The sequence below is a fragment of the Tritonibacter mobilis genome, assembly GCF_001681715.1.
Taxonomy (GTDB): domain Bacteria; phylum Pseudomonadota; class Alphaproteobacteria; order Rhodobacterales; family Rhodobacteraceae; genus Epibacterium; species Epibacterium mobile.
Genome location: NZ_LNWY01000006.1, coordinates 323,681 through 339,009, shown reverse-complemented (window position 1 = coordinate 339,009; position 15,329 = coordinate 323,681). Strand labels below are relative to the sequence as shown.

At 57.9% G+C, this 15,329-nt stretch carries 19 protein-coding genes; 9 read left to right on the top strand and 10 right to left on the bottom strand.

Annotated features, from left to right (window positions below; genetic code table 11):
- Positions 1 to 3: 3 nt before the first annotated feature.
- Together UB90_RS08450 and UB90_RS08445 are read right to left on the bottom strand one after the other, a co-directional pair.
- Positions 4 to 1,065, bottom strand: coding sequence for an efflux RND transporter periplasmic adaptor subunit (locus UB90_RS08450; RefSeq protein WP_009178680.1), 1,062 nt, complete (start codon positions 1,063 to 1,065; stop codon positions 4 to 6).
- Positions 1,062 to 1,544: a MarR family winged helix-turn-helix transcriptional regulator gene (locus UB90_RS08445; RefSeq protein ID WP_005616486.1), complete on the bottom strand. Its 483-nt coding sequence runs from the start codon at positions 1,542 to 1,544 to the stop codon at positions 1,062 to 1,064. The genes UB90_RS08450 and UB90_RS08445 overlap by 4 nt, the downstream gene beginning before the upstream one ends.
- Positions 1,545 to 1,761: 217 nt before the next feature.
- Here UB90_RS08445 and UB90_RS08440 point away from each other — a divergent pair, with 217 nt between their 5' ends.
- Positions 1,762 to 2,886 carry a beta-ketoacyl-ACP synthase III gene (locus tag UB90_RS08440; protein ID WP_065324468.1) on the top strand — a complete coding sequence of 375 codons (1,125 nt, stop codon included), beginning with the start codon at positions 1,762 to 1,764 and terminating at the stop codon, positions 2,884 to 2,886.
- A 75-nt stretch (positions 2,887 to 2,961) separates the two neighbouring features.
- On the opposite strand, the gene arsH is transcribed toward UB90_RS08440, so the two are convergent.
- Both arsH and UB90_RS08430 read right to left on the bottom strand, forming a co-directional pair.
- Entirely contained in the window at positions 2,962 to 3,687 is a 726-nt protein-coding gene (gene arsH, locus UB90_RS08435) for an arsenical resistance protein ArsH (protein WP_065324506.1), read from the bottom strand.
- A 13-nt stretch (positions 3,688 to 3,700) separates the two neighbouring features.
- A complete protein-coding gene (locus tag UB90_RS08430; RefSeq protein ID WP_005616493.1) occupies positions 3,701 to 4,162 on the bottom strand; it encodes a hypothetical protein in 462 nt (153 codons plus the stop codon).
- Positions 4,163 to 4,662: 500 nt separating this feature from the next.
- On the opposite strand from UB90_RS08430, the gene UB90_RS08425 reads away from it, so the two are divergent.
- On the top strand, positions 4,663 to 5,265 hold the full coding sequence (locus UB90_RS08425) for a thymidine kinase (RefSeq protein WP_065324467.1): 603 nt from the start codon (positions 4,663 to 4,665) through the stop codon (positions 5,263 to 5,265).
- A gap of 95 nt (positions 5,266 to 5,360) precedes the next feature.
- On the opposite strand, the gene UB90_RS08420 is transcribed toward UB90_RS08425, so the two are convergent.
- The 5 genes from UB90_RS08420 to UB90_RS08400 all read right to left on the bottom strand — a co-directional run bounded on the left by UB90_RS08420 (position 5,361) and on the right by UB90_RS08400 (position 8,823).
- Entirely contained in the window at positions 5,361 to 6,329 is a 969-nt protein-coding gene (locus UB90_RS08420) for a 2-hydroxyacid dehydrogenase (RefSeq protein WP_065324466.1), read from the bottom strand.
- Positions 6,329 to 6,679 carry a tRNA-binding protein gene (locus UB90_RS08415; RefSeq protein ID WP_065324465.1) on the bottom strand — a complete coding sequence of 117 codons (351 nt, stop codon included), beginning with the start codon at positions 6,677 to 6,679 and terminating at the stop codon, positions 6,329 to 6,331. The genes UB90_RS08420 and UB90_RS08415 overlap by 1 nt, the downstream gene beginning before the upstream one ends.
- The gene (proC, locus tag UB90_RS08410; protein WP_065324505.1) at positions 6,672 to 7,487 is read right to left on the bottom strand and encodes a pyrroline-5-carboxylate reductase; all 816 of its coding nucleotides are present in this window, start codon (positions 7,485 to 7,487) and stop codon (positions 6,672 to 6,674) included. The genes UB90_RS08415 and proC overlap by 8 nt, the downstream gene beginning before the upstream one ends.
- A 61-nt stretch (positions 7,488 to 7,548) precedes the next feature.
- Complete coding sequence (locus UB90_RS08405) at positions 7,549 to 8,049, bottom strand: type III secretion system chaperone family protein (protein WP_005616499.1); 501 nt, start codon at positions 8,047 to 8,049, stop codon at positions 7,549 to 7,551.
- Positions 8,050 to 8,577: 528 nt separating this feature from the next.
- A complete protein-coding gene (locus tag UB90_RS08400; protein ID WP_005616501.1) occupies positions 8,578 to 8,823 on the bottom strand; it encodes an accessory factor UbiK family protein in 246 nt (81 codons plus the stop codon).
- A gap of 114 nt (positions 8,824 to 8,937) precedes the next feature.
- Here UB90_RS08400 and lgt point away from each other — a divergent pair, with 114 nt between their 5' ends.
- The 5 genes from lgt to UB90_RS08380 all read left to right on the top strand — a co-directional run bounded on the left by lgt (position 8,938) and on the right by UB90_RS08380 (position 13,127).
- The gene (gene lgt / locus UB90_RS08395) at positions 8,938 to 9,846 is read left to right on the top strand and encodes a prolipoprotein diacylglyceryl transferase (RefSeq protein ID WP_065324464.1); all 909 of its coding nucleotides are present in this window, start codon (positions 8,938 to 8,940) and stop codon (positions 9,844 to 9,846) included.
- A complete protein-coding gene (locus UB90_RS08390; RefSeq protein ID WP_065324463.1) occupies positions 9,843 to 10,916 on the top strand; it encodes a class I SAM-dependent methyltransferase in 1,074 nt (357 codons plus the stop codon). The genes lgt and UB90_RS08390 overlap by 4 nt, the downstream gene beginning before the upstream one ends.
- Positions 10,913 to 11,680 (top strand): peptidoglycan editing factor PgeF, encoded by a 768-nt coding sequence (gene pgeF / locus UB90_RS08385; protein ID WP_065324462.1) that lies wholly within the window; start codon positions 10,913 to 10,915, stop codon positions 11,678 to 11,680. Before UB90_RS08390 ends, pgeF begins: the two co-directional genes overlap by 4 nt.
- Before the next feature lie 278 nt (positions 11,681 to 11,958).
- Positions 11,959 to 12,114: a hypothetical protein gene (locus UB90_RS22915; protein WP_165610548.1), complete on the top strand. Its 156-nt coding sequence runs from the start codon at positions 11,959 to 11,961 to the stop codon at positions 12,112 to 12,114.
- 245 nt (positions 12,115 to 12,359) lie between these two features.
- Positions 12,360 to 13,127, top strand: a complete 768-nt coding sequence (locus UB90_RS08380; RefSeq protein ID WP_227512057.1) for a Hint domain-containing protein — start codon at positions 12,360 to 12,362, stop codon at positions 13,125 to 13,127.
- A gap of 31 nt (positions 13,128 to 13,158) precedes the next feature.
- On the opposite strand, the gene UB90_RS08375 is transcribed toward UB90_RS08380, so the two are convergent.
- Positions 13,159 to 13,659, bottom strand: coding sequence for an Lrp/AsnC family transcriptional regulator (locus UB90_RS08375; protein WP_005616514.1), 501 nt, complete (start codon positions 13,657 to 13,659; stop codon positions 13,159 to 13,161).
- A gap of 244 nt (positions 13,660 to 13,903) precedes the next feature.
- Between UB90_RS08375 and trxB the strand changes: the two genes are divergently transcribed.
- Positions 13,904 to 14,845, top strand: a complete 942-nt coding sequence (gene trxB / locus UB90_RS08370; RefSeq protein ID WP_065324460.1) for a thioredoxin-disulfide reductase — start codon at positions 13,904 to 13,906, stop codon at positions 14,843 to 14,845.
- Positions 14,814 to 15,317, top strand: a complete 504-nt coding sequence (locus UB90_RS22425) for an RES family NAD+ phosphorylase (RefSeq protein WP_081285545.1) — start codon at positions 14,814 to 14,816, stop codon at positions 15,315 to 15,317. Before trxB ends, UB90_RS22425 begins: the two co-directional genes overlap by 32 nt.
- Positions 15,318 to 15,329: the final 12 nt, after the last annotated feature.

The following is a 15,329-nucleotide window of genomic DNA, read 5'->3' as shown; positions in this document are numbered from 1 at the left end:
GCCTCAGTTGCTGAAGCCGACAAAGCGACGTACGGCTTGCCCATCCTTGAGCGCAGCGCCCCCGGTCAGAACAACCTCGTCACCATCGTTTACACCCGACAGCACATCAAAGGTGCCAAACTGGTTGGGTTCGATTTCGACCTCCGTCCATGTGACCGCGCCCGCATCGGCACCTGTCGGGGTGAAAATCATAACCCCTGTCACACCCTCTGGTGTTGTCACAATGGCCGTCGCAGGCAATGCAATGCGGTGCAGCCCTGTCATGACGCGCACACTCACGGTGGTCGACGCGCCCGGTAGAATATGGCGGTCTTCTGGCGGCTCCATCGAAAGGGTCACCCGGTAGGTTTGCCCCACCGCAGAGGCCTCTGCGACATATTCGAGGATCTCAAGCGGATACTCATTCTTGCTACCGGGAAAGGTCGCCACGATTTCAAAGGCATCGCTCTCATTGGCCTTTTGGAACAGTAGTTCAGGAACGTCGATTTCCACGTGCAGCTCTGACATGTCATGAAGGCGCGCAATGGGGGTGCCTGCAGAAACGGTCGAGAATTGCGCAACCTCACGCCGTGCAACAAGCGCATCAAAAGGCGCATAGAGCGTGGCATGATCGAGATTGGTTTGCGCGGTGCGAAGCGCGACTTCGGCAAGACCAGCCGCAGTTTCGGCGTCTTCAATCGCCACTTGGCTCACAGTGCCCGCAAGACGCGCGTTGCGCTCCTTGTTCCGATCTGCCTGCTGCTTGTTCAAAACCGCCTGCTCAAGCTGCAGTTTGAACGTCTCCAGATCAAGCTGCGAAATCAATCCGCCTTCCGGGATGACATCACCTTCGGTCACCGGCAGTTCCAGAACCTGACCGCCCACCTGAAAGGCCAGATCAACCGTTTCTTTCGCTGCGACCTGACCAAAGAACCGCCGCTCCAGCGGGGCTGATCCCCCATCGGCGGTCATCAATTTGACCGGCTTTAGCAGTTCCTTGTCTAGCGTTTCATCCTGCGCCTGCGCTGCCAGTGGCCCCGCAAGAACCACCCCAAGCATCACAGCCCGGATAGATAACATTGTCATGTCTGATCTCCTTCACAGGGTCCCACAGCGCCCGACTGAACGGCCTTATTGTGAATTTTTTGTGCGAGCCGGGCGAGGATTTCCGCTTCATCCCGCGTCAGGCCCGATGTTTCGTAAAATATCCCGGATGCCGCATCGACCAATTGCTCTCGACGCTTGCGTCCCTCATTCGTCAGTTCCAACAACCATGCTCTGCCATCACCGGGGTCCCTCACCCGGTGGATCAGACCTAGTTGCTCCAGCACAGCCGCAGCTGCTGTCATTGCAGACGGCGTCTTGCGCGTCAGCCGTGCCAGTTCCCCCATGCGGCGAGGCCGCGCGAGGATAAGCAGCAACTGGTGCTCAGAGCGCCCCAGCTGCCCCTCAAGACAGACATCATTCAGACGTTGCTCCAACTGCCAGTGCAGTGCAAAGACCCCCATCATGGCCTGCACTTCCGGCGTGTAAAGTTCCCAAATATCTGAATGTTCAGTGGTCATATCTCGACTCCTGCACGCCAAATAGTTCACCGCGTGAAGTATTTAAAGGTACATGTCCGGTTTTTCGCGGAAATTTCCTCAAAAACACATCCAACTGCCCCAAGGGCATGCAGGCCAGGTTACGATGCTGCCCTTGACCTTGAGTGTTGAAACGGGCCCTATATGCGCCACCTTGAGACAAGGCCCGAACAGTGGGCCCGCGACCTGGGACGTTAAAATGTACACAGCTGCCATTACCGGCACCGGGGTCTACACCCCATCCGAACGCATCACCAACGCAGAACTGGTCAAGGCCTTCAACGCCTATGTGGACCTGCAGAACGCAAAGCATGCCGAGGCCATCGCCGCCGGTGAACGCGAGCCCCTCCAGTATTCTTCCGAGGAGTTTATCCTCAAAGCCTCCGGTATCGAGAACCGCTTTGTCATGGATAAAACCGGTGTGCTTGACCCTGAAATCATGCACCCGCAGTTGCGACAGCGCAGCGATGACGAGCCTGGCATCATGGCGGAAATGGCCGTTGATGCCGCCCAAAAAGCGCTGGCGCAGGCCGGGAAGACTGCCGCAGACATCGATCTGGTGATTTGCGCAGCTTCCAATATGGAGCGCGCCTATCCCGCCGTCGCCATTGAGATCCAACAGCTGTTGGGTATCAACGGCTTTGCATTTGATATGAATGTCGCTTGTTCCTCAGCAACCTTTGGCATTCAGGCTGCCGCGGATATGATCCGCTCCGGCTCCATCCGCGCGGCATTGGTCGTAAACCCAGAAATCTGCTCTGGGCACCTGGAATGGCGCGACCGAGATTGCCACTTTATCTTTGGTGATGTGGCCACCGCGACGCTGATTGAGCGGAGCCAAGACGCCACTGGCGCGCATTTCGAGATCCTCTCAACGCGCTGCGCCACCGAGTTTTCCAACAACATCCGCAACAACAACGGCTATTTGCGCCGCTCCCGCCCGGATGGGGTGGCCGACCGTCGTGATATGCAATTCATGCAAAACGGTCGCAAAGTGTTTAAGGAAGTGTTGCCCATGGTCAGCCAGCACATCGCCGACCATATGGCGGCAGAAGGTGTGGAAGCCACGGATCTCAAACGCCTTTGGCTGCACCAAGCCAATAAAACCATGAATGATTTCATTGGCAAAAAGGTTTTGGGACGCACCCCAGAACCAAAAGAGCAACCCAACATCCTGCAAGACTATGCGAATACCTCATCTGCTGGATCAATCATCGCCTTCTCGCAATATTCGGACGAATTGGTGGATGGTGAGACCGGCCTGATCTGCTCTTTCGGCGCAGGGTATTCTGTCGGCTCTGTCCTTCTGCGCCGCAAATCCTGACGCCACTCCCCAACAAAAAAGCGCGCGCCCGGTCAGGGCGCGCACCGCTTAATCACATCAGGCTCTTAATGTGCCTCAGCTGGTCTTCGACACACGTGCGTGAACGGCCTCAACAGTCTCCACACGCTCGGAATAGCGATCCGTCAGATAAGCGCTGCGTCCACGTGTGAGCCACGTGAATTTCACCAACTCCTCCATCACATCAACGATCCGGCGGTAATAGGCCCCCTCAGGCAGCCGATCCCCCTCGGCAAACTCAAGCCAGGCCTTGGGTATGGACGATTGGTTGGGGATCGTGACCATGCGCATCCAGCGGCCCAGAATGCGCATCTGATTGACCGCGTTGAAACTCTGCGAGCCGCCACAAACCTGCATCACCGCAAGCGTCTTGCCCTGCGTTGGTCGAATGCCGCCCAATGGAGCAAGAGGCAACCAGTCAATCTGCAGCTTCATGATCCCTGTCATCGCGCCGTGACGCTCTGGACTGGACCAGACCATCCCTTCGGACCAAAGCGCAAGACTGCGCAATTCCTGGACCTTGGGATGGTCTCCCGCGCCTTCGTCATCAACCAACGGCAAACCAGAAGGGTCGAAAGCCCGTGTTTCACAGCCTAAGGCCCGCAGCACGCGCGCGGCCTCCTCAGCTGCCTTTCGCGAATAACTAACCTCGCGCAGTGAGCCATAAAGCAGCAGAATGCGCGGCGGATGACGCGGGTCGTCAGGTGCAGCCAACAAATCTACATCAATAGGATGCAACGCACCGTCTACGATTTCTGGTAGATCATCGAGGTCCACAGGCATGAGACCAGCCGTTTCAGCCACTCTCTTCTTCCAGATGCAGCTTCATATCCAAAAGCACCTGCTGCAACAAAACCGTTTCCTTCAACAGGCGTTTGGCCTCGTTCACAGTAATAATGCCATCCGCGATCGCATCTTGATACTCGCTCATCAGCTGCGCAAAACGTCGGCTCAATGCGATAACATCTGTGTTTACACCGCCGGGGCGTGACACGGCACCCTTCTCACCAGACGCGTATGACAGCGTGATATTTTTCAGATCCGCAAGCGCAGAAGTGACATGCGGAAATGACGCAGCCCCTTCGAGTTTTGCAACTGCATCGACCGGGATGAACCTGTCGGCATGCTCCGAATTCTCAGAATAATAGCGCCCTAATGTGGCTTTTGATTTTCCGGTGATCTGGCAGGCGGCCTCGATCCCCACATCCTTCACAAGTGCTTCGGTATGCTTCTTCAGATACGTCCCGATATCCGCCATAATGCTCTTTTACCCAAGTGGATGTCCCCGCGCATACGCATCGGGGAACCTCGCGATTAATTTCCCATTAAGTTTGCTTACCCGAATTGCCATATCTTTGCCAGACCCGGCGTGACGGCTTGATTTTCAAGAGTGGTGTGAGTGTGTGTATCGGTCACGCTGGATCTAAAGGGCCGGCCCTGTGAGTGAGTGATCGGTCTTTTTAAAGAGGCAATTGGTCTGCCCGATCTGATGTCCCCCAAAGGACAAAAAGCATTTCAGTATTAAGCGCTTGGCGTTCTGGACTGCACTCTATCCTTTGGGGGCGTCACACCACACGAATATGTGATAATTGCGTGACCACATTAAGGTCACACTCTGCTCCTCAATGCGTTTTTTGACCGAACCGAGCACTGCAACCGGCGCGATGACGTTGCGGCAACGCCCCCTCGCCCAGCAACGGCCCAGCACATCAGAGCTTTCATCTTTTCTAAAGCTTGCGATGCGGTTAGACCCTGCCCATGGCCAAGCTCTATTTTAACTATTCCACGATGAATGCGGGCAAATCCACGGTTCTGCTGCAGGCGTCTCACAACTATCGCGAAAACAAAATGCAGACCTACCTGCTCACCGCGCGCGTCGATGACCGCGCGGGCACCGGTCGGATTGCATCTCGTATCGGCATCAGCGCCGAGGCGGACATCTTCGCCGCAGAAGACAACCTGTTTGAGAAAATCGCGAACCGCCTGAAACAGGGATCCGTTGCTGCGATTTTTGTCGATGAGGCCCAGTTCCTGACCCGCGAACAGGTCTGGCAACTGGCCCGTGTGGTAGATGATCTGCGTGTTCCGGTGCTGGCTTTTGGTCTCAGGGTCGATTTTCAAGGCAACCTCTTTCCCGGTTCCGCCACCCTGCTGGCGCTGGCGGACGAAATGCGAGAAGTCCGCACCATTTGTCATTGCGGAAAGAAAGCCACGATGGTGGTCCGCCAAGACGATCAGGGCAATGTGTTGACCGAAGGCGATCAGGTTCAGATCGGCGGCAATGAAACCTACGTCTCACTCTGCCGCCGCCACTGGCGCGCTGCAATGGGCGATCTCCCAGCGTCATCAGACGGCAGCTAGGCCATTCTTCTAACCCAAAATATCCCGGGGTGAATGGGCCCCATAGGGCCCAGAGGGGCAGCGCCCCTCATGTGACAGGCGTCAGGACAACAGATTCAAACCGGATTGGGAACAGCCTCTCCCCGCAGGGCGGCTGCGACATTGTCCAGCGCCATATGCCCCATGGCACTGCGCACCTCTTCTGTCGCGGTGCCCAGATGCGGCAGCAAGGTGACATTTTCCAAGGCCCGCAATGCTTGCGGCACGTGGGGCTCAAACTCATAGACATCAAGACCCGCCCCAGCGATCTGACCGGTTTGTAGCGCAGCAATCAGTGCCGCTTCATCCACCACTTCCCCACGGGCAATATTGACCAAATGCGCATGAGAGCGCATCGCACTCAACACCTCTGCGTTGATCAAATGATGCGTTCCTGCACCACCGGGAACGGCCACCACCAACATATCAATTGACGCCGCCAAGGCGATCAGGCTTTCCGCACGAACAGCCGGGTAATCCGTCGTTTTATCGCTGCGTGCCAGATAGGAAATCTCCATCCCAAAGCCGAAATGTGCCCGGCGCGCGATCGCATTACCTATCCGCCCCAATCCAACGACCCCAAGCCGTTTACCAGACAGGTGCAGACCCAACATCTGCGTCGGGTGCCAGCCCTGCCACTGGCCAGACCGCACCAACCGCTCTCCCTCGGCAGCGCGGCGGGCGGTCATCAGCATTAGCGTCAGGGCAATATCCGCCGTGGCATCCGTAACCGCACCGGGCGTGTTGCTCACTTCGATCCCAGCCGCACGTGCCGCAACCGCGTCGATGTGATTAAAACCAACCCCGAAGTTTGCCAGCAACCGGCAACGCGGTTTTGGAACCTCTGCAAATATCGCAGCGCTAAAGGCATCCCCCAATGTCGGCACCACCACGTCGAAATCTCGAAGGCTCGCAATCATCTCCTCACGGCTCATCGGTTGTGTGCTCTGGCGGAACTCCACATCAAATTCTGACCGTGCGCGCGCTTCAACAGCTGAGGTCATCGGCCGCGCGATCAGAACACGTCCATTTGCATGCGTGCCCATCAGTGCATCCGCCCACCGGTTGGCACATCAACCGGAACATCACCATCCGGGCCGATCAATACGATCTCGCCACTCTCATCCGGCAGACCCAGCACGAGAACCTCTGACATGAATTTTCCGATCTGGCGTGGTGGGAAGTTCACCACTGCCATCACCTGTTTTCCGACCAAAGCCTCGGGCGTGTAATGCGCCGTCACTTGAGCCGAGGATTTTCGCTCGCCAATCTCATCGCCAAAATCGATCCACATCTTGATCGCAGGCCTGCGGGCCTCCGGATAGGGTTCTGCCCGCACCACCGTGCCCACACGCACATCGACCTTGAGAAAGTCATCAAAAGAAATCTCAGCCACGGGACAATTCCTCCGAACGCTTCGCGGCAGCCTCAACCGCGCGCTTGAGCAGCGGCGGGAAGCCTGTGTTTTCATCCATCAAAACCTCGAGCGCCGCCTGCGTGGTCCCATTCGGGCTGGTCACATTGACCCGCAGCTGGCTTGGGTCCTCATCTGCGGCCTCCGCAAGCGCGCCCGCGCCCGCAACCGTCGCTTTTGCCAATTGCATCGCAAGCTCCTCAGAGAGCCCCCGCGCCACACCTGCTGCTGCCAATGTCTCAATCATATGAAACACATAGGCAGGCCCAGAGCCACTGACGCCGGTCACTGCATCCATTTGACCCTCATGCTCAAGACGCACAGTCTGCCCCACAGCTTGCAGCAAAGCCTCGGCCTGAGCCAACTTCGTCTCATCCACATGCGCGTTTCCGATCAAAGCCGTAATCCCGCGACCGACCGCCGCGGGTGTGTTGGGCATGGCGCGGACAATCGGCGTTCCCTCCCCGAGCATCGTTTCAAAGGTTGCAATCGACGTGCCTGCCGCCACAGAGATAAACTGCGTCCCACCACCGCCATAGGATTTCGCAGACGGCAGCGCCGCCCCCATGACCTGCGGTTTCACGGCAACCAGCACAATCGCAGGCTGCTCTGGCACCTCGGCGTTGATATGAACACCGGTTCCTTTCAACCACTCGGAGGGATTGGGGTCCATTACAAAGACCGCTTCGCGTGGCAGTCCTCGTTCCAGCCAGCCCTTCAGCATGGCCGACCCCATCTTACCGCAGCCCAAAAGAACCAGCCCTCGCGCTGCGATCTGTTCTATATCCATGATATCCCCCATCTGTCCTGTTGGTTGCTGCCAGTCTGCGACCGGTCGATGGGGGTAAGACTTACGCCCGGCCGTAGGCCTCTGCAATGGCGACCTGCATCGCTTCTTTCGCGGGACGCTCGCCCCATACCATCAACTGGATTGCAGGGTAGTAGCGCTCGCAATTGCTGACAGCGGCCTGCACAATGGCATCCACCTGTTCCGGAGTGGCCATCTGCCCGCCCGAAAGCACCAGCCCATAGCGATACAGCATCAGCTTATGTTCCGGCCAGTAGCTGAACGCCCCGGCCCAGCACTGATCATTCATGTGATTGATCAGCTCATAAAGCTGCGGCACTTTCGCCTCTGGCGGCTCCATCTCAAAGCTACACACCAAGCGCAGGGTCTCGTCGTAATCAGACCAAGCAAGGGTCAACGAGTAAGTGCGCCACTGCCCTTCGACCGCCATCGCGATCTGGTCGTCGGCGATCCGGTCGAAATCCCAGTCATGATGGGAGGCGAGGTTCTCGACGATATCGATGGGGTGAAGGTCGTCCTGCAGCTCGTGCTCGGAAAGTGCCATGATGCCACCTCTCTGGTCTCTAGCTTACGGAGCCCCGATGCGCCCCTAATGCTAGCTGTCTGATCTAAGGACGGGGCGAGTTCCCCCGTTCCCTACTAAATATGGTGATCCTGCCGTCCGCATCTGGCAACCCTTTATTTGGGGACAACTGCAATAAGTTGTGGATGACTGGAAAAAACGTGCAAAATATCGTTGTTGCGTTAAGCTGACATAAGAGCGTTACCCGAACCGCTTACACTGGCGGCCCGGGATAGGAGCTGGCGGGCCAGACCCATCGCCTGGTCTCACGAGATTTCACTCTTTGCGCCGTTAACCATTCGAATCTTGCGACGGGAGCCGGAGATCTCTCCCAGCTCACTATTGGGTCAGTCCAACGGCCCCGGGCGTCAGCGCCACTGTCGGAGCGCAGTCTCCGACAGTGGCTCAAACTGAAAAAGGGATGCGTGAACGCATCCCTTTTCCCATTGAGCAGCGCACGCATTCAAAACACTGACACCGCCAGTGCCTGTACGGCGCGCGAAATCAGCCTTAGTTTGACTTGGCTTCCAGCGCGTCCAGACGGGCTTTCAGCGTCTCGTTTTCTTCGCGGGCCTTTTGTGCCATGGCACGCACCGCATCGAACTCCTCACGGGTCACAAAATCGCGATCCGCGAGCCAGCGATCAATCATGCTTTTCATCGCTGTTTCGGCTTCATCCTTCGCGCCTTGCGCCACGCCCATGGCATTGGTCATCAATTGCGAAATATCATCCATAATCTTGTTGCGGGTCTGCATGGCCATCTCCCGGTTCATGTCTTACCTACGTGAGGCTTACCCCCTATATGGGCACTTGAGGCGCAAACGGCAAGCCGTTGACAGGACTTGCCCCAAAGAGGCACAGAGGACCCCATGCTGGCAGAAATGATCCAATTCCCAAACCTGTCGCCGGAGATATTTTCCATCTCCCTATTCGGGACGGAATTTGCGCTGCGCTGGTATGCGCTGGCCTATATCGCAGGCATCCTGATCGCGTGGCATCTGGCTGCGCGCGCCGTCAAACGCCCTGCACTTTGGCCCAATGAAGCGGCGCCGATGACGCCCCGTCAGGTCGAGGACCTGATGACCTGGATTATCCTCAGTGTGATCCTTGGTGGCCGCCTCGGGTATGTCCTGTTCTATCAGCCCTCTGTCTATCTAGAAAATCCCGCACAGATCCTACGCATCTGGGAAGGCGGCATGGCCTTTCATGGCGGTCTTCTGGGAGTTGTGGTGGCCACATGGCTCTATGCCCGCGCGCAGAATATCGACAAACTGCAAATTGCCGATCTGGTCGCCCACACCGTTGCGCCGGGCTTGCTGCTTGGGCGGCTTGCAAACTTCGTCAATGCCGAACTCTGGGGCCGCGCCACTGATTTGCCATGGGGTGTGGCCTTCCCGGGGCGCGCTGCACAGGACTGCGGCCAAGCCTTGGGCGAAATCTGCGCACGCCACCCCAGCCAGCTCTATGAAGCCGCGATGGAAGGGCTGATCCTCGGCGCACTCATCCTTTGGATGGTCTATCGCCGCAACGCGTTTCATGCGCCGGGCCGCATTCTTGGCACCTTCCTTGCAGGGTACGGTATCGCACGGTTCATTGTTGAGTTTTTTCGCCAACCTGACGCGCAGTTCATCTCTGACGGTAACCCTCTGGGTCTGGCGTGGCAGATCGGCGGCTACGGGCTCACTCAGGGTCAGGCTCTCTCAGTGCCGATGATTGCTCTGGGTCTTTGGTTCATCCTACGTGCACGCCACGCGGCCACGACAGAGTCCCGCGCATGAGCCTCATGGACACACTGCGCCGCCGCATTCATCTCGACGGCCCGATGAGCGTGGCTGAGTATATGTCTGAATGCCTGCTCCACCCCGAGCACGGGTATTACACGACGGCCACCGCAATCGGTGCGGAAGGTGACTTCATCACTGCGCCGGAAATCAGTCAGATGTTTGGCGAACTATTGGGTCTCGCGCTGGTTCAGGCGTGGCTTGATCAGGGTAGCCCAGCGCCATTTACACTGGCGGAGCTTGGTCCCGGTCGCGGAACACTGATGGCAGATATGCTGCGTGCAACACGCGCGGTGCCGGGTTTTCACGACGCCATGGATCTGACGCTCATTGAGGCCTCTCCGCGCCTGCGCAACCTCCAAGAGATCGCGCTTGCGCCTTACGCGCCGCGCTGGCTGCCATCGGTTGAGGATCTGCCGCAACAGCCACTTTTTCTGGTGGCCAATGAGTTCTTCGACGCATTGCCAATCCGACAGTTTCAGCGCGACGAGACCCAATGGCGCGAACGGCGGGTGGGGCTGACTGATGATGCCAGCGCCTTGGCCCTTGGGCTTGGTGCAGCCGCGCCGCAGCCTGCCCTTGCCCATCGGATCGAGGACACCAAACACGGTGATCTGGTTGAACATTGCGAAATTGCCGCGGTCGTGACCGAAGCCATCGCCCAGCGCATAGCCGACCATGGTGGCGCAGCCCTAGTGGTCGATTACGGTGACTGGCGCTCACTTGGTGACACGTTACAGGCGTTGCGCGCCCACGCACCCACTGACCCGCTGCAAGACCCCGGTCAAGCCGATCTGACAGCACATGTAGATTTCGAAGCGATATGTAATGCCGCACGGATCTCGGGATGTGCCCACACACGCCTGACACCACAGGGGGTGTTTCTGGAGCGGCTCGGCATCACCGAGCGTGCGCGCTCGCTCGCGAGCGGGCTAGAAGGCGCGCCGCTCGACCAGATTGTTTCTGCACATCGACGGTTGACGCACCCGGAGGAAATGGGAAACCTGTTCAAAGTGCTCGGCCTCTATCCCACTCAATCCCCTCCCCCCGCAGGACTGGAAAAATGACACTCGAATCCGTCAAATCCGCTCTATTGTCTCCCGTTGCGCACGGCTTTTTTACCCGCAAAGGCGGGGCGTCTTCGGGGGTGTTTGAGGGTCTCAACTGCGGGGTTGGGTCATCTGACCAGCGCGAGGCTGTCATGCTAAACCGGGCCCGTGTTGCGGATGCGATGGGGGCGCCAACTGGGGCGCTCTTGGGTATGCATCAGGTCCATTCGGCAGATGTGGCTGTGATTGATGCCCTGCCCACAGATCCTGACGCGCCAAGACCCAAAGTTGATGCAATGGTGACCACGAACCCGGATGTGGTGCTTTCTGTCTTAACGGCGGACTGTCAGCCTGTGCTTTTTGCCGACGCTTCAGCCGGAGTGATTGGGGCTGCACATGCAGGCTGGCGTGGTACTCTCGATGGCGTGCTAGAGGCCACGGTCGACGCAATGCTCACATTGGGCGCGACACGAGACGGCATACGCGCCGTGATCGGTCCGACCATCTCTCAGCGTGCGTATGAAGTCGGACCAGAGTTTTTCGAGGACTTCCTAGCGCAGGATCAGGCAAACGCCCGCTTCTTTGCCCAAGGCGAGGGCGATCGAATGCTCTTTGACCTTCCGGGCCTTGGGCTCGCCAAGCTGCGCGGTGCCGGGGTCGACGCCTGTGAGTGGACGCGACACTGCACTTATTCAGACCCGGAGCGCTTTTATTCATACCGTCGCGCAACGCACGCAAAAGATGCGGACTACGGACGGTTGATTTCCTGTATTCGCCTGTAGGTCTGAAACGCGCGCAAATTCCATTCAATTTGTGGCAAATCACACCTGACTGCGCCACAATCCACGTGTGTTTGCACGCCAGCGCCCCTTCCCCTGCGTCATCCAGCACCTTTTACGCATGAAAATCAAACCCGTAGATTCTCTTGCCGCTCCTATACTTTTGATACCGACCGCTCCGCGTCTTTCCATGTATCGGTCATATTCAGACCTCAATGTTCGTCGAAAACAGTCTCCATGAAAGAATTCAACCACCGCCTCAGGTGGACAGGAGACAAAGAATGCCCGCGCAATCACGCTTCGTGAAATCCATCGTTTCGACTTCCAAATCTCAGGATGTGAAAATGCCATGGACACGCGGCGCAACGCGCAAGGCCATGATTGCCCGGCGCCAGAAGGCAACGATTAAGGCTGTTTCTGTCGCCAAATCCGCCTGACCGGTCTCAGACCGTGTCTTGAGCGGCCGCCGGAGAATCCGGCATCCCTGTGGGATTCCCCTGCAGGATTCATAACCCAGTCCAGCCAACCTCTGGCTAAGGCATCTGAAATGCGCGTGTCCAACTTTCTGCGGGTTGCACGTATCGGAATAGATCCTGATAGGGCGCGAGATTGGGCATAAAGTCACGCGTATGTGCATCGGTGGGGGCCGAAGCGCATGCCAAGAGTAAAGAGGACCGGTAATTTGACCTTACCTCAGTCATTAGAGCGCGCTGCCGCCAACATAGCCAAAGTCAAGCCACTGATGCCGCAGGCTCAGGCGTTGCCCGGTGGGTCCAAGCCACAGCTACGCCGCTATGAGGTTGCAAGCCTTTTGCCAAACGGTAACCCGGCTGAGACCCGGCACATTGCTCCGGCCCTGCCCCTGTTTGAGCAAGCCTTTACAGCTTTCACACGTGGCTCACTGATTGAAACTGACTTTGGCCCGGTCGCAATTGAGGATCTCTATCCCGGTGACCGCGTGCTGACGCGGGACGGCAGCTACCAGCCATTGATCTGGAAGGGCATGACCACAATGGTGCCCGGCCATAAGGCCGCCACCGGGGCGCAGCTTTCGCTGACCAGCTTCATGGCCGACAGTCTTGGCATGGAGAAACCAATGTCATGTGTGGTGACAGGGCCTTCGGCACGACTCTTGCGCACGCCGATTCACCTGCGGCACGCCGAAGGCGATAGCCCCCTGCTGACGCCGGTGGTGGAATTCATAGATGGTATGAACATCGTCGAGACCACGCCCCCCGCACCGGTGGACATGTATCATCTCTGCGTTGCGCAACATGCGGTTATCAAGGTTGGCGGGCTTGAGTTTGAAACCTACCATCCCGGCCCAGATGCGCTAAAGCTGGTGAGCTATCCGATCAAGACGTTGTTCTTGAACATGTTCCCGCACGCGGACAAGATCTCCGATTTCGGTGCACTTGCCTTTGATCGGGCCCGCACGACGCAGGCCTGATCACGGGTTCTAATGCTACGGCGAGGCTTGTTCAGGCTTCGCGCGACAACCGCTCTTCGAGCACATCAAACGGCACACCCGGTTCATCCTTGGCGCCCCGGATGACAAGCGATGTTTTGACACTGGCCACATTTGGCGTGGTCAGCAAATCGCTGGTGAGAAAGCTTTGGAACGTCGACAGGTCTGGCGCCACGCATTTCAGGATGAAATCGACCTCGCCATTCAGCATGTGACACTCGCGCACCAAGGGCCAGCTGCGGCATTTTTCCTCAAACGCGCTCAGTTCAGCTTCGGCCTGGCTTTCCAGCCCGACCATCGCAAAGACCTGCACCTCAAAGCCCAGTTCACGGTCATTCACTTCTGCATGATAGCCGCGGATCAATCCCGCTTCTTCAAGCGCGCGTACGCGGCGCAAACAGGGCGGCGCAGAAATCCCGACGCGCTTGGCCAGTTCGACATTCGTCATCCGGCCATCGGCCTGCAGCTCCGACAGAATCTTCCGGTCAATCGGGTCCAGACGTGTGGTGACCATTGGGTGGCTTTCTCCTGAAAATTGCGTTTCTTATAGCAGAGACGGGCTGTCACGCAACATTATTTCACAAACTGGCAACATTCTTGTAGCGCGCTTCGCTCTGCTTGGGCGTGTCCATTCACACCTCAGCGCGCTCGCACCTGTGACGAGAACGAACGAAGGTCTTTAAGCATGCTCGCGTCGCAGTTATATGCAGTCTCCGACGGCGGCAAGACCGCAAGCACAAATCATCTGGGGAAAAACCATGAGCGAAACGCGCCACACAAAGGTTCTTATCATCGGCTCCGGCCCAGCAGGCTACACGGCCGCCGTATATGCCAGCCGCGCGATGCTGGAACCGATCCTTGTGCAGGGCATCGAGCCGGGCGGCCAGCTGACCACCACCACAGAGGTGGAGAACTGGCCCGGTCACACCGAGATCCAGGGTCCTGATCTCATGATCAACATGGAATCCCACGCCCGCGCCATGGGCACCGAGATCATCGGTGACATCATCACCTCACTCGACACGTCCAGCCGCCCGTTTGTGGCCAAGGGTGACAGCGGCACCACTTATACCGCGGATGCAGTGATCCTCGCCACCGGCGCGCGCGCCAAATGGCTGGGTCTACCCTCGGAAGAGAAGTTCAAGGGCTTTGGCGTTTCCGCCTGCGCCACCTGCGACGGGTTTTTCTATCGCGGTCAGGAGATCGTGGTGATCGGTGGCGGCAACACCGCCGTCGAGGAAGCGCTGTTCCTCATCAACTTTGCCTCCAAGGTCACCCTGATCCACCGTCGCGACGAGCTGCGCGCCGAAAAGATCCTGATCGACCGGCTGATGAAAAACGAAAAGATCGAGCCGCTGTGGTTCCACGAACTCGATGAAGTGGTCGGCACCGATGCGCCCTTGGGCGTTGAGGCCGTGCGGGTGAAACACACCAAGACCGGCGAGATCACCGAGATCCCGGCCAAGGGTGTGTTCGTCGCCATCGGTCACGCCCCTGCAACCGAGTTGGTCAAAGATGTGCTGGAGACCCATAACGGCGGCTATGTGAAGGTAAAACCCGGCACGACTGAGACCTCAATCCCCGGTATCTTTGCAGCAGGCGATCTGACTGACCACAAATACCGTCAGGCTGTCACCTCTGCCGGTATGGGCTGCATGGCCGCGCTTGATGCAGAACGCTTCCTTGCCGAGCAGGAGTGAACTGGTAAGATTCTCCGGCACCGTCTGGAGGATCTTGTTCGCGGACCAGTCTAACGCTCCATTTGAAGCCGCCCGCGCGCCTGCCGGGCGGTTCCACCACTCTGGTCAGTTTGCGATATACACGTCCCTCACCGCAGAAGGCTGTGGCGTCGCGATCAAACGATATGTCACCGCCCGTGATCCCGCTCGGGTGATCCTCGCGCTAGATGTGCGCAATGCCAGCTTACTGGATGTCACGCACAACAATGACGCCTCGATGGTGTGGCAAGATGTTCACGAAAGCGGGCAGCCATCGCCAACTTGGGCTTTTAGCGATCAAGCCCGCGCACATAATGCAGATGGAATTCTATATTCCTCTCGCTCCCGACCCGATTTGACACATGCTGTATTTTTCAGCGCGGACATCTTTTCGGGTCGCATTAACACCTGCCAACCTTGGCCAAGAGCCACCGAACCTCGTCTAGAAGAATAGCGAGGGCCACAA